Origin of the sequence: Flavobacterium tructae, from assembly GCF_002217475.1 — a bacterium.
GTDB lineage: Bacteria > Bacteroidota > Bacteroidia > Flavobacteriales > Flavobacteriaceae > Flavobacterium > Flavobacterium tructae.
The window spans coordinates 373,944-396,230 of the sequence record NZ_MUHH01000017.1 but is presented as its reverse complement, the minus strand read 5'-3'; the positions used below and the strand labels follow the sequence as shown (position 1 = coordinate 396,230).

At 35.3% G+C, this 22,287-nt stretch carries 22 protein-coding genes; 18 read left to right on the top strand and 4 right to left on the bottom strand.

Annotated features, from left to right (window positions below):
- Positions 1–100 precede the first annotated feature (100 nt).
- The 9 genes from B0A80_RS06710 to B0A80_RS06670 all read left to right on the top strand — a co-directional run bounded on the left by B0A80_RS06710 (position 101) and on the right by B0A80_RS06670 (position 13,162).
- Positions 101–1,132 (top strand): LacI family DNA-binding transcriptional regulator, encoded by a 1,032-nt coding sequence (locus B0A80_RS06710; RefSeq protein WP_017494772.1) that lies wholly within the window; start codon positions 101–103, stop codon positions 1,130–1,132.
- A gap of 181 nt (positions 1,133–1,313) precedes the next feature.
- Complete coding sequence (locus B0A80_RS06705; protein WP_089076809.1) at positions 1,314–2,834, top strand: MFS transporter; 1,521 nt, start codon at positions 1,314–1,316, stop codon at positions 2,832–2,834.
- Positions 2,827–3,486: a beta-phosphoglucomutase gene (pgmB, locus tag B0A80_RS06700; RefSeq protein ID WP_070905982.1), complete on the top strand. Its 660-nt coding sequence runs from the start codon at positions 2,827–2,829 to the stop codon at positions 3,484–3,486. Before B0A80_RS06705 ends, pgmB begins: the two co-directional genes overlap by 8 nt.
- 17 nt (positions 3,487–3,503) lie before the next feature.
- On the top strand, positions 3,504–5,807 hold the full coding sequence (locus B0A80_RS06695; protein WP_089076808.1) for a glycoside hydrolase family 65 protein: 2,304 nt from the start codon (positions 3,504–3,506) through the stop codon (positions 5,805–5,807).
- Between the two features lie 26 nt (positions 5,808–5,833).
- Positions 5,834–7,948 (top strand): glycoside hydrolase family 97 protein, encoded by a 2,115-nt coding sequence (locus tag B0A80_RS06690; RefSeq protein ID WP_089076807.1) that lies wholly within the window; start codon positions 5,834–5,836, stop codon positions 7,946–7,948.
- A gap of 195 nt (positions 7,949–8,143) precedes the next feature.
- Positions 8,144–10,003 (top strand): glycoside hydrolase family 13 protein, encoded by a 1,860-nt coding sequence (locus B0A80_RS06685; RefSeq protein WP_089076806.1) that lies wholly within the window; start codon positions 8,144–8,146, stop codon positions 10,001–10,003.
- A gap of 289 nt (positions 10,004–10,292) precedes the next feature.
- Positions 10,293–10,979: a glycerophosphodiester phosphodiesterase gene (locus tag B0A80_RS06680; protein ID WP_089076805.1), complete on the top strand. Its 687-nt coding sequence runs from the start codon at positions 10,293–10,295 to the stop codon at positions 10,977–10,979.
- A gap of 85 nt (positions 10,980–11,064) precedes the next feature.
- Positions 11,065–12,273, top strand: coding sequence for a BaiN/RdsA family NAD(P)/FAD-dependent oxidoreductase (locus tag B0A80_RS06675; RefSeq protein WP_089076804.1), 1,209 nt, complete (start codon positions 11,065–11,067; stop codon positions 12,271–12,273).
- A gap of 139 nt (positions 12,274–12,412) precedes the next feature.
- Entirely contained in the window at positions 12,413–13,162 is a 750-nt protein-coding gene (locus tag B0A80_RS06670) for a hypothetical protein (protein WP_089076803.1), read from the top strand.
- On the opposite strand, the gene B0A80_RS06665 is transcribed toward B0A80_RS06670, so the two are convergent.
- Both B0A80_RS06665 and B0A80_RS06660 read right to left on the bottom strand, forming a co-directional pair.
- Positions 13,159–14,157, bottom strand: coding sequence for a tetratricopeptide repeat protein (locus B0A80_RS06665; RefSeq protein WP_089076802.1), 999 nt, complete (start codon positions 14,155–14,157; stop codon positions 13,159–13,161). The two genes, B0A80_RS06670 and B0A80_RS06665, sit on opposite strands and share 4 nt — an antisense overlap.
- A gap of 64 nt (positions 14,158–14,221) precedes the next feature.
- The gene (locus B0A80_RS06660; RefSeq protein ID WP_089076801.1) at positions 14,222–14,695 is read right to left on the bottom strand and encodes a TspO/MBR family protein; all 474 of its coding nucleotides are present in this window, start codon (positions 14,693–14,695) and stop codon (positions 14,222–14,224) included.
- Between the two features lie 156 nt (positions 14,696–14,851).
- Between B0A80_RS06660 and B0A80_RS06655 the strand changes: the two genes are divergently transcribed.
- The 7 genes from B0A80_RS06655 to B0A80_RS06625 all read left to right on the top strand — a co-directional run bounded on the left by B0A80_RS06655 (position 14,852) and on the right by B0A80_RS06625 (position 19,867).
- Positions 14,852–15,940: a diphosphomevalonate/mevalonate 3,5-bisphosphate decarboxylase family protein gene (locus B0A80_RS06655; RefSeq protein ID WP_089076800.1), complete on the top strand. Its 1,089-nt coding sequence runs from the start codon at positions 14,852–14,854 to the stop codon at positions 15,938–15,940.
- Between the two features lie 30 nt (positions 15,941–15,970).
- Complete coding sequence (locus B0A80_RS06650; protein ID WP_089076799.1) at positions 15,971–16,189, top strand: hypothetical protein; 219 nt, start codon at positions 15,971–15,973, stop codon at positions 16,187–16,189.
- The gene (locus B0A80_RS21120; RefSeq protein ID WP_165769227.1) at positions 16,189–16,494 is read left to right on the top strand and encodes a type II toxin-antitoxin system RelE/ParE family toxin; all 306 of its coding nucleotides are present in this window, start codon (positions 16,189–16,191) and stop codon (positions 16,492–16,494) included. Before B0A80_RS06650 ends, B0A80_RS21120 begins: the two co-directional genes overlap by 1 nt.
- A 2-nt stretch (positions 16,495–16,496) precedes the next feature.
- A complete protein-coding gene (locus B0A80_RS06640) occupies positions 16,497–17,435 on the top strand; it encodes a mevalonate kinase family protein (RefSeq protein WP_017494760.1) in 939 nt (312 codons plus the stop codon).
- Between the two features lie 53 nt (positions 17,436–17,488).
- Positions 17,489–17,716, top strand: a complete 228-nt coding sequence (locus B0A80_RS06635) for a hypothetical protein (protein ID WP_070906005.1) — start codon at positions 17,489–17,491, stop codon at positions 17,714–17,716.
- Between the two features lie 91 nt (positions 17,717–17,807).
- The gene (locus B0A80_RS06630; RefSeq protein ID WP_089076797.1) at positions 17,808–18,764 is read left to right on the top strand and encodes a geranylgeranylglycerol-phosphate geranylgeranyltransferase; all 957 of its coding nucleotides are present in this window, start codon (positions 17,808–17,810) and stop codon (positions 18,762–18,764) included.
- Positions 18,765–18,958: 194 nt separating this feature from the next.
- Positions 18,959–19,867, top strand: a complete 909-nt coding sequence (locus B0A80_RS06625; RefSeq protein WP_017494756.1) for a pseudouridine synthase — start codon at positions 18,959–18,961, stop codon at positions 19,865–19,867.
- A 63-nt stretch (positions 19,868–19,930) separates the two neighbouring features.
- On the opposite strand, the gene B0A80_RS06620 is transcribed toward B0A80_RS06625, so the two are convergent.
- Together B0A80_RS06620 and B0A80_RS06615 are read right to left on the bottom strand one after the other, a co-directional pair.
- Positions 19,931–20,533 (bottom strand): DUF937 domain-containing protein, encoded by a 603-nt coding sequence (locus B0A80_RS06620; protein ID WP_017494755.1) that lies wholly within the window; start codon positions 20,531–20,533, stop codon positions 19,931–19,933.
- A 280-nt stretch (positions 20,534–20,813) separates the two neighbouring features.
- Positions 20,814–21,314 (bottom strand): DUF456 domain-containing protein, encoded by a 501-nt coding sequence (locus tag B0A80_RS06615; RefSeq protein WP_089076796.1) that lies wholly within the window; start codon positions 21,312–21,314, stop codon positions 20,814–20,816.
- 50 nt (positions 21,315–21,364) lie between these two features.
- On the opposite strand from B0A80_RS06615, the gene B0A80_RS06610 reads away from it, so the two are divergent.
- Both B0A80_RS06610 and B0A80_RS06605 read left to right on the top strand, forming a co-directional pair.
- Complete coding sequence (locus B0A80_RS06610; RefSeq protein WP_089076795.1) at positions 21,365–21,748, top strand: hypothetical protein; 384 nt, start codon at positions 21,365–21,367, stop codon at positions 21,746–21,748.
- 47 nt (positions 21,749–21,795) lie between these two features.
- On the top strand, positions 21,796–22,281 hold the full coding sequence (locus B0A80_RS06605) for a hypothetical protein (protein WP_070906012.1): 486 nt from the start codon (positions 21,796–21,798) through the stop codon (positions 22,279–22,281).
- Positions 22,282–22,287: the final 6 nt, after the last annotated feature.

Genomic DNA, 22,287 nt, shown 5'->3' with positions numbered 1-22,287 from the left:
GAAAACTTTCTTTTTTTTGTAATCTTTTAAGTCAAAAATTGTCGATTTTAGAAATAAAAGATACCTTTATTAACAATTAGATTTTTTTCAAATAACAACTATGAAACGTAAAATAACCCTAAAGCAGATCGCAAAGGAACTTGACGTCTCTATTTCAACGGTCTCAAAATCACTAAGAGACAGTCAGGAAATAGGAGAAGAAACGCGCGCAAAAGTGCAGGCATTTGCAAAGTTTTACAACTACAAGCCCAACAATATTGCCCTTAGTTTAAAAAATCGAAAAACCAAAAGTATTGGTATTATCATTCCGGAAATTGTACATCATTTTTTCTCTACCGTGATCAACGGAATTGAACAGGTTGCCAATGAAAATGGCTACAGCGTTGTGATCTGTTTGTCTGACGATTCTTTCGATAAAGAAGTTTTAAATATGGAAATGTTAGCCAACGGAAGTATCGATGGCTTTATCATGTCACTCTCTAAAGAAACACAATACAAAGGTGATTTTCACCACATTACCGAGGTTATCAATCAGGGAATGCCGGTAGTTATGTTCGACCGTGTCACCAATGATATTTTATGCGACAAAGTCATTATTGATGACAAAGCAGCTGCTTATGAAGCCGTTCAGAGTCTGATTGACAACGGCCGCAAAAAAATCGCGCTGGTCACTACCGTAGATTATGTAAGTGTGGGAAAACTCAGAACCGACGGTTACGAAAAAGCACTTCTCGATAATGGATTGCCTTTTAATGAAGATTTAATCATAAAAATCGAAGATGTAGACACTTGCGAAATCACCATCAGTCAGTTATTGCATGACCGTGCGTTTGATGCTGTTTTTGCCGTAAATGAGCTTTTTGCGGTAACCATTATCAAAACCGCAAGCAAAATGGGCCTCAAAGTTCCCGAAGATATCGCTGTAATTGCCTTTACTGACGGGATTATTTCTAAATACTCTACTCCAAGCATCACCACCGTAAGCCAGAGTGGTGAAAAAATGGGGAATAAAGCCGCTAAAATGCTGATCGAAAGACTCGAAGCGGAACATGAGGACGATGAAGAAGAGAACGAAAATTACACCACAGAAGTTATTGAAACCCATCTGATAAAAAGAGAATCTACTGACTAAAAACCTAAAAATCAAGATTTTCTAAAGTCACAAATAACATTTATGACTTTTTTGTTAGCGTATTTAAAAAAATAATTAATACTTTTACGCCTGCTCAAAGCTTTTACTTTTACTTCGAAAATAATAAGTAAGTTTTGATAAGCAAAGCGCTTATCGTCTAATTAATTCTTTAATTACGATAATGGAAAAGCGTAAATTAAGTTTCTGGGAAATTTGGAACATGAGTTTCGGTTTCTTGGGAATACAGTTTGGTTTTGCACTGCAAAATGCAAATACTTCAAGAATTTTTGAAACTCTGGGTGCCAAAATTGACGAAATTCCAATTTTATGGATTGCGGCTCCGGTTTCAGGATTAATTATCCAACCCGTAATTGGTTATTTTAGCGATAGAACCTGGACTCGTTTGGGCCGACGACGCCCCTATTTTCTAATTGGAGCCATCTTGTCGTCTGTTGCCTTATTCATCATGCCCAACTCTCCAACTTTATGGATAGCTGCCGGTACGTTATGGATTATGGACGCGTCGATAAATGTTTCAATGGAACCTTTTCGCGCTTTTGTTGGAGATAACTTACCTGAAAAGCAGCGTACTTTAGGTTTTGCCATGCAAAGTTTCTTTATTGGAACCGGTGCGGTTGTAGGTTCGGTTTTACCCTATCTTTTTACCAATGTTTTCGATGTAAGCAATACGGCTCCGGAAGGAATTATACCGGACTCTGTTAAATGGTCCTTTTATATTGGCGGAATTGTTTTCCTGCTTTCTGTTTTATGGACTGTTTTTAAAACAACAGAATATACACCCGAAGAACTCCATGCTTTTGAAGTTCAAAGCAAAAAAGACAAGGAAGATCTTATTCTCAATCCGGAAACAGAATCTCAAGGTAACATCAAAAGACAATTCTTTTTAGGATTACTATTGGCGGTAGTCGGAGCTCTGGTTTCCTTTTTAATTTTCGAGAACAGTCTGGCTAAAGAACTATACATACTGTTTATCGGATTGGTTTTCATGGGTGTTCTATTCATGATTGCTTCACAATTAAGAACTTCTAAAGTTCAAAATGGTTTTACGATCATCATGACCGATCTATTGAACATGCCTGTCACGATGAAAAAACTGGCCTGGGTGCAGTTCTTCTCTTGGTTTGCCTTATTCTCAATGTGGATTTATACGACACAAGCGGTTACACAACATATTTTTGGTACTACAGACACTACTTCTAAAATTTACAATGATGCCGCCGACTGGGTTTCAGTTTTGTTCACAGTTTACAACGGAGTGGCTGCAGCAGTTGCTTTTTTATTGCCGGTTATTGCAAAAAAAGTAGGCGTTAGAGCAACACATTTATTGGCCTTATGTACCGGAGGTGTTGGTTTAATCTCCATTTATTTTATTGGCGACAAACAAATGCTGATCCTACCAATGTTGGGAGTGGGTATCGCGTGGGCAAGTATACTTTCAATGCCTTATGCCATGCTATCCGGAGCTTTACCGGCAGCAAAAATGGGTTATTATATGGGAGTTTTCAACTTCTTTGTAGTCATACCACAAATTGTAGCTGCCACAATCTTAGGATTTGTCATTAAACAATTCTTTCACAACGAACCTATCTACGCCTTAATTATTGGAGGTGTATCTATGATATTTGCCGGATTACTTACCCTTAGAGTAAATAGCAGAACTAAAATTGAAATTCATGAATAATAAAAAAGCATTCATCTTCGATCTTGATGGAGTGATCGTTGATACCGCTAAATACCACTTTTTAGCCTGGCAAAAAATTGCAAAGGCCTTAAATATAAATTTTACACACGAACACAACGAATTACTTAAAGGAGTAAGCCGCGTGCGTTCGTTAGACATAATCCTAGAATTAGGAAACGTTCCCGCTTCTCAGGAAGACAAAGACAAATGGCTCATTCAAAAAAACGAAGACTACTTGTCTTATTTGGTTGACATGAATGAAAGCGAAATTCTTCCCGGAGTTTTTAAAATTCTTCAATTTTTAAAAGAACAAAATCAGGGAATTGCATTGGGTTCTGCCAGTAAAAATGCACGCCCGATTCTGGAGAAAACCGGAATACTTTCGTACTTCGATGTTATTGTTGACGGAAACGACGTTACCAATGCCAAACCGGACCCTGAAGTTTTCCTAAAAGCAGCTCAATTGTTACAGATTAGCCCTGAAAATTCCTTTGTTTTTGAAGATTCAGTTGCCGGAGTTCAGGCCGCCAATATTGGAAAAATGACCAGTATCGGAATCGGTTCCAAAACAATTCTACACGAAGCACACTATGTCTTTGAGGATTTTACCTCAATGGATATTCAATTCATCAAATCATTAATCGCAAAATAAATCAATCAATCGCAAAAATGAATCAAGATTACATTAAACCAGACAATTGGTCCATCATCGAAGAAGGCTTTGACGCTGAAAGAGTAAAATCATCAGAAAGTCTTTTTAGCATCGGAAACGGTGCTATGGGTCAGCGTGCCAATTTTGAAGAAACCTATTCGGGTGAGACTTTTCAGGGAAGCTACATCGCGGGAATCTATTATCCGGACAAAACAAAAGTAGGCTGGTGGAAAAACGGATACCCTAAATACTTCGCCAAAGTATTAAACGCTCCAAACTGGATTGGAATTGACATTCAAATCAACGAAGAAAACCTGGATTTGCACCATTGTACTGCTGTGAAAAATTTTCGCAGAGAATTAAATATGAAAGAAGGCTGGTACAATCGTTCTTTTGAAGCTACTTTAAAAAACGGAACCGAAATTGCCGTAAACATTCGTCGTTTTCTTTCTTTAGATCTGGATGAAACCGGAATCATTAAGTACGAAATCACTCCTTTGAACAAGGATGCCAAAATTGTTTACAAACCTTATATTGATGCAGGAGTTACCAATGAAGATGCCAACTGGGACGAAAAATTCTGGGAACCTCTTGAAGTTAAAAAAGCAGCAAATGAAGCTTTTGTAACGGCGCAGACTTTTAAAACGCATTTTAAAGTAACCACTTTTATGCACAATACGATTTTTGCAAACGGAGAAAATGTAAACATTTCGCCTTCAACAATCGATTCAACTGCAGATAAAATTCAGTTTACTTACGGTACCATTATCGCAAAAGGGCAAACCTCATCGATCCAAAAAATTGGTGGATATACGGTTTCTTTAAATCATGAGAATACTTTAACTGCAGCCGAAAAATGCATTAAAACAGCCGTTGCTCTTGGTTATGAAACTTTACTTCAGAATCAAATCAATGCCTGGAGTAAAATCTGGGAAATGTCAGACATTACCATTGACGGAGACGTAAAAGCACAACAGGGAATCCGTTTTAATATTTTTCAGTTAAATCAGACTTACTTAGGGAAAGACAGCCGTTTGAATATTGGACCTAAAGGTTTCACCGGAGAAAAATATGGCGGATCTACCTATTGGGATACTGAGGCTTATTGCATTCCGTTTTACATGGCCACTAAAGATCAGCAGGTTGCCCGCAATTTACTGACCTACCGTTTCAACCAATTGGACAAGGCAATTGAAAACGCCAAAGACAATTTAGGTTTTAAAAACGGTGCCGCTTTGTATCCAATGGTAACCATGAACGGTGAAGAATGCCACAACGAATGGGAAATCACACACGAGGAAATCCACAGAAACGGAGCTATCGCTTTTGCGATTTACAACTACCACCGTTTTACCGGAGACTACTCTTATATTCCCGAAAAAGGTTTAGAAGTACTTATCGGGATTGCACGCTTCTGGCACCAAAGAGCTTCTTTCTCTAAAGCCAAAAATCAATATGTGATTCTGGGCGTTACAGGTCCAAATGAATACGAAAACAATATCAACAATAATTTCTATACCAATTATACTGCAAAATGGTGTATTGATTATGCCGAAGAACAAATTAACAAAGTGGCTGCCGAATATCCTGCAGATCATCAGCGAATTATGGAAAAAGTAGCTCTTTCTCCTGCTGAAATTCTGGAATGGAAAAAAGTTGCTGATAATATGTATTTCCCAACTTCAGAAGAATTAGGCATCTACCTGCAGCAAGACGGGTTCTTAGACAAAGAATTAATTCCTGTAAAAGACTTAGACCGTTCTCAGCGTCCTATCAATCAAAAGTGGTCCTGGGATCGTGTATTGCGTTCCCCTTACATCAAACAAGCCGACGTTTTACAATGTTTCTATTTCTTTGAAGATCACTTTTCTAAAGAAGAATTAAAACGTAATTTTGAGTTTTACGAATCTTTTACGGTTCATGAAAGTTCGTTGTCGCCATGCGTACACTCTATTCAGGCGGCTGTTTTAGACAAAATGGACATGGCTTATACCTTCTATTTAAGAACCTCTCGTTTGGATCTCGATGATTACAACAAAGAAGTTGAAGAAGGCTGTCATATTACCTCAATGGCCGGAACTTGGATGAGTATCGTAGAAGGTTTTGGAGGAATGCGTGTGAAAAACGATCAGCTTCATTTTTCTCCAAAAATCCCAAAAGAATGGAACGGTTATTCTTTTAAAATTAATTTCAGAAATCAAATTTTAAAGGTAGCTGTAAATCATAACGAAACAACTTTTACGGTAGACAGTGATCAGGATTTAACCCTTGTAGTGAATGGAAATCCGGTAACCGCAGAAAAATTGTTTCAAACCAATTAATACAACACACTTAAAAACTTAACAACATGAAAAACTTATTTTTCGCAAGTTTAATCCTGTTTGCTTTCAGCTCCATAGCAAAAGCACAACAATTAAAATCACCCGAAGGAAAGTTCGTAATGGAGTTTTCGCTTCAAAACGACGGAACTCCGGTTTACAATCTGAAATACAAAAATAAAGACGTTGTAAAAACCAGTAAATTAGGTCTTGAACTTAAAGATGATAAAAAATCTTTACTGAATGACTTTACAGTTGTTGACAGCAAAACAAGCACTTTTGACGAAAACTGGAAACCGGTTTGGGGAGAAGTAGATCAGATCAGAAACCATTACAATGAACTGGCTGTAACTTTAAACCAAAAAGGAACGGATCGTCAAATTGTAATTCGTTTCCGTTTATTTGATGACGGATTAGGATTCCGATATGAATTCCCAACACAAAAAAATCTTACCTATTTTGTAATCAAAGAAGAGAGAACACAATTTGCAATGGCGGGTGACCACACTGCATTCTGGATCCCGGGAGATTATGACACTCAGGAATACGATTATACCAAATCGAAATTATCTGAAATCAGAGGTTTATCTCAAAAAGCATATACTGCCAACGTATCTCAGAAATCTTTTTCTCCAACAGGAGTTCAAACTTCTTTGATGCTGAAAACCGCTGATGGAATTTACATCAACTTACACGAAGCAGCTTTGATCAACTATTCTTGTATGCACCTGAATTTAGACGATAAAAACATGATTTTTGAGTCTTGGTTAACTCCAGATGCAAAAGGCGATAAAGGATACATGCAGGCACCAAGTCATTCTCCTTGGAGAACCATTATGGTAAGTGATGATGCGAGAGAGATCTTGGCTTCAAAAATGACTTTAAACTTAAACGATCCGTCAAAAATTGATGATACTTCGTGGATTAAACCTGTAAAATATATTGGGGTTTGGTGGGAAATGATTACAGGAAAAAGTTCCTGGTCGTACACCAACGACTTTCCAACTGTACAATTAGGTGTTTCTGATTTCTCCAAAGCAAAACCAAACGGAACACACGGAGCGAATAATGCCAATGTAAAAAAATACATTGATTTTGCTGCCGCAAATGGCTTCGATGCTGTTTTGGTTGAAGGATGGAACGAAGGCTGGGAAGACTGGTTTGGACACTCTAAAGATTATGTATTTGATTTCGTAACGCCTTACCCGGATTTTGACGTGAAAGGTTTACATGCCTATGCAAAATCTAAAGGCGTAAAAATTATCATGCACCATGAAACGTCAGGTTCAGTTCGTAACTATGAGCGCCATATCGACAAAGCCTACCAATTCATGAAAGACAACGGATATGATGCTGTAAAAAGCGGTTATGTTGGAGACATTTTACCTCGTGGTGAAAATCATTACGATCAATGGATTGTAAACCACTATCAATACGCTATCGAAAAAGCAGCCGATTATAAAATTATGGTGAATGCTCACGAAGCCGTTCGTCCAACCGGAATTTGCAGAACGTATCCGAACTTAATTGGAAACGAAGCAGCGAGAGGAACCGAATACCAGGCTTTTGGAGGTTCTAAACCAAACCACGTAACCGTTTTACCTTTCACCCGTTTGATTGGAGGCCCGATGGATTACACTCCGGGAATCTTCGAAATGGATATCAGCAAAATGAATCCGGATAACAAATCTCATGTAAACAGTACATTGGCAAACCAACTGGCATTATACGTTACGATGTACAGCCCGTTGCAAATGGCGGCTGATACTCCTGAAAACTACAACCGTTTTCCGGATGCTTTTCAATTCATTAAAGATGTTGCTGTAGACTGGTCTGAAAGTAAATACATCGAGGCTGAGCCAGGCGATTTTATCACGGTTGCCCGTAAAGCAAAAGGAACCAACAACTGGTTCGTTGGAAACGTAAACGGAGAAACTGCCCGTACCTCAAACATTGATTTCAGTTTCCTTGAAAAAGGCAAAAAATACACGGCTACCATCTACGCTGATGCAAAAGATGCGCATTACAAAACCAATCCGCAAGCTTACACCATCAAAAAAGTAGCGGTGACCAATAAATCAAAATTATCTCAGTTGTCTGCTCCCGGCGGCGGTTATGCAATCAGTATAATCGAAACGAAGTAATTTTTTCAAAGACAAGTAATTTCCCCAAGATTGCTTGTCTTTTTTTTAATCAACATCTTTTTGTTACATCGAACGAATTGTCTCATCTCGACTCCGCTCGAACGGACACTGAAAATCACTTGAACTGACACCGAAAATCACTCGAACTGACATTGAAAATTGTTCGACTAACACTGAGAATAACTACCTATTACTATGAAAAACAAAAAAACATCACTTATCTATAAATTAGTTCTAATAATTTTGCTGTTTTCCGCTTCCGCGAAAGCGCAAATCCAAAAAACAGAACCTCCTTTTTGGTACGCAGGGATGAAAAACCCGGAATTGCAGATTATGTTCTACGGAAAAAACATTTCACAATACGAAGCTTCCGTATCTAATAATGTGACGATCAAAAATGTAGAGAAAACCGAAAACCCAAATTATCTTTTTGTAACCATTGATACTAAAGATGTAAAAGCTTCTGACTTGGTTTTCTCCTTCAAAATCAAAAACAAAGTTGCTTTTACTCAAAAATACACACTTAAAGGAAGAAGAGCCAACTCGGCAGATCGAAAAAGCTATGACGCATCGGATGTAATGTACCTCATCATGCCGGATCGTTTTGCCAACGGAAATCCGAAGAACGACAGTAATACCGCTTTAACCGAAAAAGGGAACCGTCAGGATCCAAGTGGCCGTCACGGTGGAGACATCGAAGGAATCATTAAAAATCTGGATTATATTTCATCTCTTGGTGCAACCACTATTTGGAATACGCCCCTTTGTGAAGACAACGACAAACAGCACTCGTACCATACTTATGCACAATCAGACGTGTACAAAATAGATCCGCGTTACGGAACGAATGAAGATTATGTTCGCCTGTCTGCAGAAATGCATAAAAAAAACATGAAACTGGTTATGGATTATGTGACCAATCACTGGGGAATTACCCATTGGATGATGAAAGATATTCCGACCAAAACATGGTTCAATCAATTTGAAACTTTTACGCAAACGCACCACCGTCGTGAAGTAATTACCGATATTCACGCTTCAAAAATAGATCAGGAAGTTTGTGTTGACGGCTGGTTTGTGCCTTCAATGCCCGACTTAAACCTTAGAAATCCTTTGGTTGCCAAATACCTGACTCAAAATGCGATCTGGTGGATTGAATATGCCAATCTTGACGGATTTAGAGTTGACACTTACAATTACTCTGATCAAACTGCAATGGCCAATTGGGCAAAAGCAGTTACGAACGAATATCCTAATTTCAATATCGTTGGAGAAATATGGATGCACAATCAGGCGAATTTAGCCTATTGGCAAAAAGACAGTAAAATTGGTGCGATCGAAAATTACAATTCCAATCTGCCTAGTGTGATGGATTTTACACTTCAAAGCCAAATTAGTTCAGCTTTCAACGAAAATGAACCAAGTTGGGATAATGGACTGATTAAATTCTACAACAATTTTGCAATGGATTATTTGTATCCCAACACCAATAATATTTTAGTTTTTGCCGAGAATCATGACACTGACCGTATCAATCATAATTTTAAATATGATTTAGCAAAATATAAACTAACAATGACTTTATTGGCTACAATACGTGGAATTCCGCAAGTATATTACGGTTCAGAAATTGGAATGGGCGGTGACAAAAGCAAAGGAGATGCCGACATTCGTCAGGATTTCCCTGGCGGATGGGCCGGTGATAAAAACAATGCTTTCACCAAAGAAGGCAGAACAGCTGAGCAGGCTGCTTACTTTGATTTCACCTCTAAACTATTCAACTGGAGAAAATCAAACGAAGCTGTTCATTTCGGAAAGATGACACATTACATTCCGGAAAACAACACTTATGTTTATTTCAGATATACAGATGCTAAAACTGTAATGGTTGTTTTCAATAACAATACAAAAGAGCAAGTTGTAAAAACAAATCGTTTTAAAGAAAACATCAAAAATTTTAAAACAGGTAAAGATGTGATCACCGGAAAAACATTCGATTTAACATCTGAAATTACTTTGGAGCCAAAATCCGCTTTGGTTTTAGAATTGGAATAGAATTTTATTAGTCACGAATTCACAAATTATTTTTTGACAATCTTTGAGAAACAAAATTCGTGAATTCGTGGCTATTTAATTTTTAATAAATTCCTTGTCCACCTTGCCTAAAACTTTGCGCCCTTTGCGGTTAGAAAAAACACTGCATTTACCGCAAAGATTCACAAAGTTTTTTAGCCACAGATTAAAGGATTATCACAGATTTTTTAAAATCATTCTAATCCTTTAATCTGTGGCTATTATTTTTCCTTTGCACCTTTGTACCTTTGCACCTCTGAACCTTCACGAAATGAACAAAATGCTAAAAATAGCTCATAGAGGTGCAAAAGCATACGAACCTGAAAATACGTTACAAGCTTTTCAGAAAGCCTTAGACCTAAATTCAGACGGAATTGAACTCGACGTTCACTTGAGCGCTGACGGGCACTTAATCGTAATTCACGATGAAACGATAGACAGAACAACTAACGGAAAAGGTTTCGTAAATACTTTTTCTATAGCTGCTTTAAAATTGTTTCTTATTGAGGAGAAATATCAAATCCCTACTTTAAACGAGGTTTTTGATTTGGTTGACAAAAAATGTCTGATCAATATCGAATTAAAAGGTTTAGCAACTCCTGCTAAAGTTGTCGCGTTAATTGAACACTATATCTCAGAAAAAAACTGGAATTACAATCATTTTATAGTTTCAGGTTTCGATTGGAATATGCTAAAAGAAACATCTGATTTAAATCCAAAAATTCCAATTGGTGTTTTAACAGAAGAAAACATTGATACTGCTCTGGCTTTCGCCAAAACTATAAAAGCAAAAGCAATTCATCCTGATTTTCAATTATTAAATACAAATAATGTAAAAGAGATTCAGAAAAAAGGATTCTTAGTTTTACCCTGGACGGTAAACGAGGAGGATGACATTCAAAAAATAAAAAGTTATGCTGTAGATGGAATAATCTCTGATTGTCCGGACAAAATATAAATTTAAAATTTTAGCCACAGATTAGAGGATTTATACAGATTTTAAAATTCTTTTAATTCTTATAATCTGTGGCAAATAAAAAAATATGACTCAAAATTTCGACATAATTATCGTCGGCGGAGGTGCGGCAGGTTTTTTCACAGCGATTAATATTGCAGAGAAAAATCCTAAACTAAAAATTGCCATTTTAGAACGAGGAAAAGAAGTACTTTCTAAAGTTCGTGTTTCAGGTGGAGGAAGATGTAACGTAACGCATGCCTGCTTTGAACCCAATGAATTGGTTAAATTTTACCCGCGTGGCGAAAAAGAACTTCGCGGTCCTTTTCATCAGTTTTGTTCGGGAGATACCATCGAATGGTTCGAAAAACATGGGGTTGAGTTAAAAATCGAAGAAGATGGCAGAATGTTTCCCGTTTCCAATTCCTCCCAAACCATTATCGATTGTTTCTTAAAAGCCACCGAAAAACTAGGCATAAAGGTACTCACGGGGCAAAGCGTACAATCGATTTTTAAAAAAGAAGATTGTTGGAAAATTGATACTCAAAATGAAAATTTCGCTGCCGAAAAATTAGTAATGGCCACGGGAAGCAATCCTAAAATCTGGGAAATGCTGCAAACACAAGGACATGCAATCGTAAGTCCGGTTCCCTCCTTATTTACTTTCAACATCAAAGATCCCCGAATAAAAGAATTACCCGGAGTTGCAGCACAAGTCACTGTAACCGTAAAAGATACCAAACTCGAGTCGACGGGACCTTTGTTAATCACACATTGGGGAATGAGCGGTCCCGCAGTTCTGAAACTGTCTGCCTGGGGTGCCAGAATCCTGCACGACAAAAACTATCAGTTTACGATTTTTGTCAATTGGCTGAATGATGTTGATAGCGAAGATGCTGAAAAAATCTTAAAAGACTTAAAACAGGAACACGCCAAAAAAGCCGTCTCGAAAAAATCTCCTTTCGATTTTCCGAATCGTTTGTGGGAAAGTTTAGTTCTGGCTTCGGGCATTGACACCGAAACCAAATGGGCCGATTTGTCTAAAAATCAATTGCAACAGCTCGCTTCACAACTTACAAAAGCAACATTTCAGGTCAACGGAAAAAGCACTTTTAAAGAAGAATTTGTAACTGCCGGAGGGATTGATTTAAAAGAAATCAACTTTAAAACCATGGAAAGCAAACTACATGAAAATCTCTATTTTGCTGGCGAAATTGTCAATATTGATGCCATTACAGGCGGATTTAATTTTCAAAATGCCTGGACAAGCGGATTTATTTTGGCGAGCTCAATTTAATTAGGGTACAGTCTCGGTTTTCAGTCACAGTTAATCCGAGACTGAAAACTGCGATTTATCAATTAACAAGACTTTACATCTTCACTAAGATTTCATTAAGACTATTCTAATAATTTTACGTTCAGCTAAATACCATTAGATGAAAGTAAAATTACTTACCACCATTTCTTTTTTCACTTATCAGCTTTCTATTTCACAATCAGAAAAATTACTTCACGGAAAAGTTATCTGCAATTATACCCCACTTAACAAAGTCGAAGTCATAAACAAAACAGCCAAAACAAGCACAACAACTAATAATTTAGGAGAGTTTTCTATTCTCGTTAAAAGTAAGGACAGCTTATTGTTTTTTTCAAAAGATTATTTTTTCACCAGACTAAAAATAACGCAGGAAAACATCGATCAGAACAACATCACCGTTAATATGGTTATAAAACCGGAAGAATTAAACGAAGTAGTAATTACCAATATCAAATTTGATCGGGTAAAAACCTCTCAGCAAAATATAGACGATATAAAATTAGCAAAAGATGCAGGATCTTTAGAAAAATATACCGGTGTTTACAACGGAACTATTACCAATGGTATCGATTTTGTACGCATTGGAAAAGGTTTATCTAATTTGTTCAGTAACAAAGAGGATGAGCCTGCCAAAAATAAAATCTCGAAAACTGATTTCAAAAAACTCGTAGCAGCATCAATTCCACATGATTTTTTCATCAAAAATTTAAACTTAAAACCAGAAGAGAAAGAGCTGTTTATTGAATTTTGTGATGCTGATCCCAGATCTAAAAGTCTTTTAGAAAACAGCAACATTCTAATTACAATGGATTTTATGTATGCCAAAAATGAGATGTTCAAAAAGCTGAAAACGGAGAGTCAGAACTAAGCATCCGTTTTTGAATCATTCAGAAAAATGTAATCTCTTAAACTCTTCCATTTAGTATAAAAAACGGCCAAAGCAATTATTAAAATTGCCAAAACAATAGATAGAATAATTAACAGTATTTCGATTTGATTTACATAATCTCTATCGATCCCATTCATTTTATCTCTTAAATCATGATTTGCATCATAAAGTCTTAAATTTCGATCCTCACAATAATCAATCTCGAATTTGTAGCAATATTGCAGCCTTTTATTAATCAATTCATCATCTAATCCATATTCTTTTGCTTGTTCATATATTTCAATCGCTGTTTTATTCTTCTCAATTATTTTGACAATATTAGCCAATTCGAAAAGCAAGATCGAAATTATTCTGTCCTTTGGTTTTAAAAAGGTTATTCGTTCATTCAACTGATAATAAATAGATTTACTTAATCTCTCTAATTCAGATTTTGACAAATTACTTTTAGGGATTTCATCTGTACCAAAACTTGTACCTATTAAAAATTCCCCCGAAACATTGTTTAAATTCTTAATTTTAGTCTCTAAAATTTTTAAATGTATCCATTCTGATCCTTCATGAGATTCAGAATTAATCTGAATTGACTTCTTAATCCAATCATAAGCTTTCTCATTTTCTCCCATTAATTCGTAAAGCGTTCCAAGATTCGATGCTGTAGAATATCGATTTGGCTTAATCTTTTCAATACTTAGATATAATTTTAATGCTTCTTCATACTTTTTTAAAACAATTAAAACATACCCTTTATCAGACAAATAATCTATATCCTTTGTCTTTTTATAAATACTATCCAGTTCAAAAAGCAACTGGGAAGAAACTCCTGCGTCAAAATTATGACCATGAGGAACAATTCCTCTGTAATCAATGTAAATTAAATATCCATTTTTTAATGTTTTCGTTTCACCATTCAAGCAGGCAAAACACTTAAATGAGATTAAAATCAAAATTACTAAAGAGAGCTTAAATTTATTCATAAAGCAGATTTATCATAGAATTAACTTGAAACAAAAAAAGCTTGTAACCTGAAACTATAAACTATCAATTCAACCACCAGATACTAGCATTTAAAACTGCGGCAAATGCTACCCAAATCATATACGGAATCAATAAATATCCGGAAATTTTATTGATTTTAACGAATTTCAAATACGTTTCATAAATCATCAGCCATAAAAGTACAATTTCAATTAGGGCTAGCATTGGGTTCTTTAATTCGAAGAACAAGTAAGACCAGATCGCGTTTAACGTCAGCTGAATTATAAAGAAACCTAAAGCCATTTTCACCGTCTCTTTCTGCTCTTTTATTTTATCCCAAACCAATCCCGCTGCTACCGCCATCAAAATATAAAGCAGTGTCCAAACTGGCATAAAAATCCAATTAGGCGGATTAAAAGGAGGTTTTATAAGAGTAGGATACCATGTTTCAACACTTGGTCTTGTCACTATACTTGCAGAATATCCTACCATTAAACAAATAACTAATGCAATTGCAATTTTGACTGCCTTGTTCATTTTACTATGATTTTTTTCCAAAAATAATCAAAAAGAAGGCGTAAATCCTATAACTACCCTTTAGTTTGTTATTAGTTGGCACTTGACTTACATTTTCCAACAGAACTTATATGACGCAATATTTTAAAAACTATCTTTGCCAAAATTTTATAGTTCATGTTTACAGCAGCTGATTTTATTCCTAATACCTATACTTCATCCATCGAAAACGGAAATTTTGAATGGAGCGCACCCAGCAACATCGCGTTAGTAAAATACTGGGGGAAAAAAGACAATCAGATTCCGGCAAATCCTTCAGTAAGTTTTACCCTTAAAAATTGTAAAACGATTACTAAACTTGCTTATACGAAAAGAGAAACTTCTCCCGCAAGTAATTTCTCCTTTGATTTACTTTTTGAAGGGAAACCAAAAGAAGACTTCAAACCAAAAATTCAAAAGTTTCTGGAACGAATTGAAATCTATTTACCTTTTCTGAAAGAGTATCATTTTACTATCGATACTCAAAATACTTTTCCACACAGTTCCGGGATTGCTTCGTCGGCTTCCGGAATGGCAGCTTTAGCAATGAACTTTATGAGTTTAGAGAAAGTATTAAATCCTGAAATGACAGAAGACTATTTTTACCAGAAAGCTTCTTTTTTAGCCCGCTTGGGATCCGGAAGTGCCTGCAGAAGTGTAAAAGGAAATCTGGTAGCTTGGGGAAATCAGGCAAATATTAAAGGAAGTTCGGATTTGTATGGCGTTGAATTCCCTTATACCGTTCACGAAAATTTCAACAACTATCAGGATACCATTTTACTGGTTGATAAAGGTGAAAAACAAGTTTCCAGTACTGTTGGACATGATTTAATGCACAATCATCCCTACGCTGAAAAGCGTTTTGCTCAGGCACATGAAAATCTGGATCAGTTAATTACCATTTTTGAAAGCGGTAATCTGAACGAATTTATAAAAGTAGTTGAAAGTGAAGCATTGACATTACATGCCATGATGATGACTTCTATGCCCTACTATATTTTAATGAAACCGAACACCTTGCAAATCATTAACGCCATCTGGAAGTTCCGAAATGAGACTCAGATTCCGGTTTGCTTTACACTTGATGCCGGAGCAAATGTTCATGTTCTCTATCCCGAAAACGTTAGCGATAAAGTGCTACAATTTATTCAGGACGAATTAGTTGTATTTTGTCAGAATGGTCAGTACATTTGCGACGAAATTGGAGATGGTGCAATTGCATTGTAATTTTGCGTATCTTTAATTAAAATTTTGATTATGGACATTCAATTAGAAAAACTTGAGTTAATAAAACTATTAGCAGAGACAGAAGATCCATCTATCTTGAAATCAATTCGAAAAATCTTTAAGAAGGAGCAGAAAGACTGGTGGGATGATTTGACAGAAGAACAAAAAGCAAACGTAGCTCAAAGTGAATTAGAGTTTGAACGAGGTGAATTCAGTAGTTTTGAAGATGTTATGAAAAAATACAGATAGTGAATCTTAAAGTAAATTTTTCAAAAACTGCTGAACGAAATTTAGATGATATTTTAAAATTCATCGAAGCCAGGTGGTCGGAAAAATCGAAAAAGTTGTTTATTATTAAATTTGAAAAAGCAATTTCGATAGTAAGTATGAATCCTGAGATTTTCCCAAAATCATCCGTAAATAAAAAATATCGAAAATGTGTTATAACCAAACAATCGAGTTTATTATATAGTTATAGCGCTAATGAGATTAGGGTTCACACTATTTTCGACACCAGACAAGACCCAAATAAAATAAAAAAAGACATACAATAAACATGAAAGGACCCTTATTTTACTCAAAAATATTACTCTTTGGAGAATACGGAATCATCCGCGACTCTAAAGGACTTTCTATTCCTTATAATTTTTATAACGGTGCTTTGAAAAAAACCGAAGATCCTTCGGCAGAAGCAATGGCATCCAACGCAAGCTTAAAACGTTTTGCAGCTTATCTTGAAACTTTACAAACAGAACAGCCGGATTTGGTTGCTTTTGATTTGACGGCTTTAAAGAATGATGTAGAAACCGGAATGTATTTCGATTCCAGTATTCCACAAGGATACGGAGTGGGAAGCAGTGGTGCACTTGTTGCCGCAATTTATGATAAATATGCTACTCATAAGATCACCGTTTTAGAAAATCTGACTCGCGAAAAACTATTACAATTAAAGAATATTTTCGCTCAAATGGAAAGTTTCTTCCATGGAAAGAGCTCTGGTTTAGATCCTTTAAACAGTTATTTAAGCATTCCTATTTTAATCAATTCGAAAGATAACATTGAAGCAACCGGAATCCCAACTCAGAGTTTTGATGGAAAAGGGGCTGTATTTTTGTTAGATTCAGGAATTGTAGGCGAAACTGCTCCGATGGTTAACATTTTCATGGAAAGCCTGAAAGACAAAGGCTTCCGTACTATGCTTAAAAATCAGTTTGTAAAATATACCGATGCTTGTGTAGAAAACTTTTTACATGGTGACATGAAATCGTTGTTTACTAATACTAAAAAGCTGTCAAAAGTCGTTTTAAACAACTTCAAACCAATGATTCCGGAACAATTTCATGGGATCTGGCAAAACGGAATTGACACGAATGACTACTATCTGAAACTTTGCGGTTCAGGAGGTGGCGGTTATATTCTGGGCTTTACCGAGGATTTGGAACGTGCCAAAGCATCTTTAAAAGATTATAAATTAGAAGTCGTTTATCAATTCTAAATCCTGTCTTTTAAAACTCGCTTTCTTTAAATAAACCATAAAAGTTTAAACTTATGAATAGTGTTTTAAAGATTATCAAAGCGATTTTTTCAGGAGGAATTCTATTTTTAGCACCTTTAATTTTATTAGCGGTACTTTTAGAAAAAAGATTTAGTATTGTTCAAAAAATCACTGTTCACTACACGAAAGTAAAGTTTTTAGCATTGGTTATTGAAGAGGTTGCTGTCATTGTCTTTATCTGCTCTGCAACCGGATCACAACTTTTCCTTTTCGACTCCTGATGCTTCAAATTCACTGGGAGTCTATCTTTGTTTTGCAGAAGGAGAACCTAAAAACAAGTCTAGAATTAAAACCTGAAACCAAACTCAAAAAATGTTAAGCAGACAGCACAAACTTTTAGTAATGAAAATTGTTAGTTTGTTCTCCGTGGTGAGAGGCTATAACATCCCGATTATCGTTTTGGCTCAATACTTATCCTCTATTTTTATACTTGCACCGGAAAAAAGAGCACTGGATATTTTACTGGATTTCAATTTATTTTTAATCGTTTTTGCTTCCGCAATCACTATTGCTTCAGGTTATATTATCAATAATTTCTACGACAGCCAAAAAGATTTAATCAACAGACCTAACAAATCAATGTTAGACAGATTAGTCAGTCAAAAAACAAAATTATCCGTTTATTTTACACTCAACTTCATTGCAGCCTTAATGGCGCTAATTGTTTCCTGGCGTGCTTTTCTATTCTTTTCGGTATACATTTTCCTCATTTGGTTCTACTCTCATAAAATAAAAAAATACCCTATTGTTGGCAATCTTTGTGCGGCATTCCTGGCAGTAGTTCCATTCTTTGCTATTCTGTTATATTTCTACAATAAAATTTCATTTGAAGAAATCGAGAATCACATGAGTCATTTCATGGTTATTTCATCTCATGCGGTTTTCTTGTTTTTATTGTTGCTCATTCGAGAAATGATAAAAGATCTGGAGAATCTTAAAGGTGATTTAGCTAACAATTACAGGACAATTCCAATACTTTACAACGAAACGGTTTCCAAACAAATCATTACAGTTTTAACGATCCTTACAGTGATTCCGGTTTATATTTTAATCAACATTTACGATGTGGGTTATATGGATATTTACTTTTATGTCTGTTTTGGTGTATTGCTATTTTTCCTGATTTATTTGTGGAAATCAAACTCTAAGGAACAATTTTTACTATTACACAATGTCTTAAAATTCCTGATTGTATCGGGAGTATTTTGCATCGTATTGATTAACCCAAGTGTTCTATGGCACGGGAAAAATTTATTACTAAAATCTTAACGGTTTAATAGCTCATTTTTGCCCTTTGTTTTGCTTTCACCGTGTAAAATCTTCATAGTGTAACTTTCAAAATGCTTAAAAAAGACAATTGTAACACTCTTATAACTCTAAAAAACAACAGCTATCAATCTAAGAACAATGAACTTAGGATTATTTAGCAAGAATAAACTATCTTTGCACAAATTACAGAATTTATGAACAATAAGGAAGGCAATAATAAAAGAGGCGGTTCGAGACCAAATAGCTCAAGACCAAACTCTAACAAGCCAAAACCTCCTATGGCAAAACGTGCTCAAGGGCCGAAAAAGGTGAAACCTGCTGTGAAGGCTGCCGAAGAAGAAAAGGCGCAGAAAATTAAAAAACAGAATCAGGCTCCAAAAAGACAAAAAGCTTCAGACGAAATTCGTTTAAACAAATACATCTCAAATTCAGGTGTTTGTTCTCGTCGTGATGCCGATATATACATTCAGTCCGGAAATGTTAAAGTAAATGGAGTTCCGGTAACTGAAATGGGTTATTTAGTAAAATTAAATGATGTTGTAAATTTCGACGGTGTTACTTTGACTCCTGAAAAGAAAGAATACATCTTATTAAACAAACCTAAAAACTTTACCACTGCTCTTGACGAAGGTCAGGAATATCGTAATGTTTTAGAGTTAGTTCGCGGTTCTACAACGGCAAAAATTGCTCCGATTGGAAGAATGGACAAAAACACAACCGGTTTATTGTTGTTTACTAACGACACGGACATGATTCGTAAATTTACTTTACCAAATCAAAAATCATCTAAAATCTACCAGGTTTCTTTAGATAAAAACTTGAAATTTGAAGATTTAGAAAAAATAAGTAAAGGCTTAGTTCTTGATGGACACCGTGTTTTCGTGGAAGAAATCAGTTATATTGAAAAAGAAGCAAAAAGTGAAGTAGGTCTTAAATTACGTTCTTCGAATGTAAAAGTAGTACGTGCTATTTTCGAAAACTTTGACTATGATGTATTACGTATTGACCGTGTATCGTTTGCAGGTTTAACTAAAAAGAATTTACCGAGAGGTAACTGGCGTTTTTTAACCGACCAAGAAGTTATCAACTTGAAAAACGTATAAGAAACTACTCAAATTGATTTAAATATAAATCCTGTTTTACGCTGTAAGACGGGATTTTTTTATTTAGAAGCTGAAAAAGTTATGACCGAATAACGTAAAAATAGATCTTCCTATAGATTGGTTTTTTTCTTCTACTGTTTCGTAACAGGAAAAACCGAGGATAATTTTGATTCCGGGAGGAATACTGTTTAAAATATCTCTTTTTTGATCTTCTAAAAGCAATTTTAAACTCTCTAATATTTGGATATTATTCTTAAGATAAGAGACGACTAATAAAGCAGAAAAGTTTAGAATCTCTCGGGCTGTTTCACTTTTGATTCCAACTTCATTAGAAATCATTTCAGAAATCCTGCCTTTTTTATTGGTAAATATTTCTTTCAGCAAACTATTCCCTTCTAATCGATAACAATCATCAACTGATAAAATACGTCCTGATGTAAAATCGACTTCCTGATAAAAAGTGGAATCGTCCTGCATCATTGAAGTAATTCCCTTGTAAAAATCCGACTCCTCCGCCCTGTTATACAACCCCATTAAAACCGTACCTATCGAAACATCAATTCCTTTAATTAAAAGTGCATCATTTTCAAAATAAAACTTGTTCAACTTTGAAACAACATTAGAAGAAATAAAACGTCTAAGTTCAATTTGTAGGTTAGGAGTCATATTTAACTTGTTTGAAATTATTTAAATCCGTTAAAAATAATCGACGAAGTGAGGCTTTTTATCGTTTATCAGGATAAAAATATAAAATATTCTAACATTTCCAAAAAATAAGTTAAATGGTGAATTGTAGCTTAAACAGTTGTTAAACATAAAAATTCCGAACCTCCAGTAAACATAACCCATTCGTTATCAAAACAAACAAAAATCCTCTCAAAAAAAAATCACATTTTTTTGATAAAAAATTAAAAAATAAGAAAAAGCTTAAGGATAAATACGCGATTTAAAACAGTAATACGCGATTTTGCCAGACAATGCTAATAAAAATACCCAGGAAAATAATGCAGCATAAAAAATTTACAAAACTCGAAGCCAAAAAACCTAAAACGGATCCTGTTGCCGCTTTCAGTGCTCTTTGATGATTAGTCGAATCGTAAATCAACTCTCCAACGAAAGCCCCCACAAAAGGCCCAATAATAACCCCAAAAGGAATAGGAGCAATAATACCAACAATTAAACCAATGTTAGTTCCCCACACGCCATACGAACTCCCTCCAAATTTTTTAGTCCCTTTTGCCGGAATGATATAATCAAGAATCGTAATTACAATCGTTAGCAAAAGTGTAATACCTAAAACCCAATAATTGTTTTCAACCGCTTTGGTCAGGTACAGCAGTAACAACCCCACCCAGCAAGATGACAATCCGGGTAATACAGGCAGAAAACTGCCAAAAATCCCAACAATCATACATATAAATCCAAGCAACAACAATAGTAAATCCATGTCTATTTTTTTGTAAATTTGATCTACAAACTTTCTAAAGGAACAAATTAATGCGTCAATTTTTGCAATTTATCTCCTGTAGTTTTCTGATCCTTGTCATCAATAGTAATTTGTATGCCCAAACTAAAAAACTCTCAATAGACGACAGACTTCTGCAAGACAGCATTTATAAAAGTAATAAGAAAAAAGTGCTCAACTTTTCGATGAAAGATTTTAACACTTTATTCTTCGAATATTTTAATCGAAAAAATGATCCAAATATTGTATTAAGCAAAACAGAGTACTACAATTACACCGTTCGTATTGCTGCTTTCTCTGACCGACTAGCTTCTTTATATCCTGAAGAAAAAGAAGTTGCCGCAAAAAACAAAGAAAAATGGCTGTCGGAAAATTATGAAGATTATTTGCAATTCAAAGCTTCTCAAAAAAAATAATTGTATTTTTATATTCTAATTTATTTATTCAATCCAACATCAAAGTCTTGAAGAAGTTTTTCCTTTTATTCGTAATTCTATTTTTCCATTCTTGTCAATATTTTGAGAAGAAGGTTCCGTCTGAAAAAGAATTACTTCAAAAAGAACTAAAATCGATTAACTGGAAAGAAGTTGATGAATTTCCATCTGTTGCCAATTGCGAAAAAATTACCGATAAAAAGCAACGTCAACAATGCTTTTTTGAGGTAATGGCACAACTTATTCAGGAAAAACTGGATATTGACACCCTTTCCATACTCTATCCCGAACTTGACACCATCGAAGTAAAAGTGACCGTTTTTCCAAACTCAACAATGAAATTTGAACCTCAATTTCCTAAAGATTCTGTTGCCTACGACACTATTAAAATCGATAGTATTCTACATGCCCGCTTGGTTAATTTCCCTAAAGTAAATCCGGCACTTAAACGTGGAATTCCGGTAAAAACACAATTTATCTTACCTGTTATTCTCAAGGCAAAAGAAAAAAAATAGTTGTTT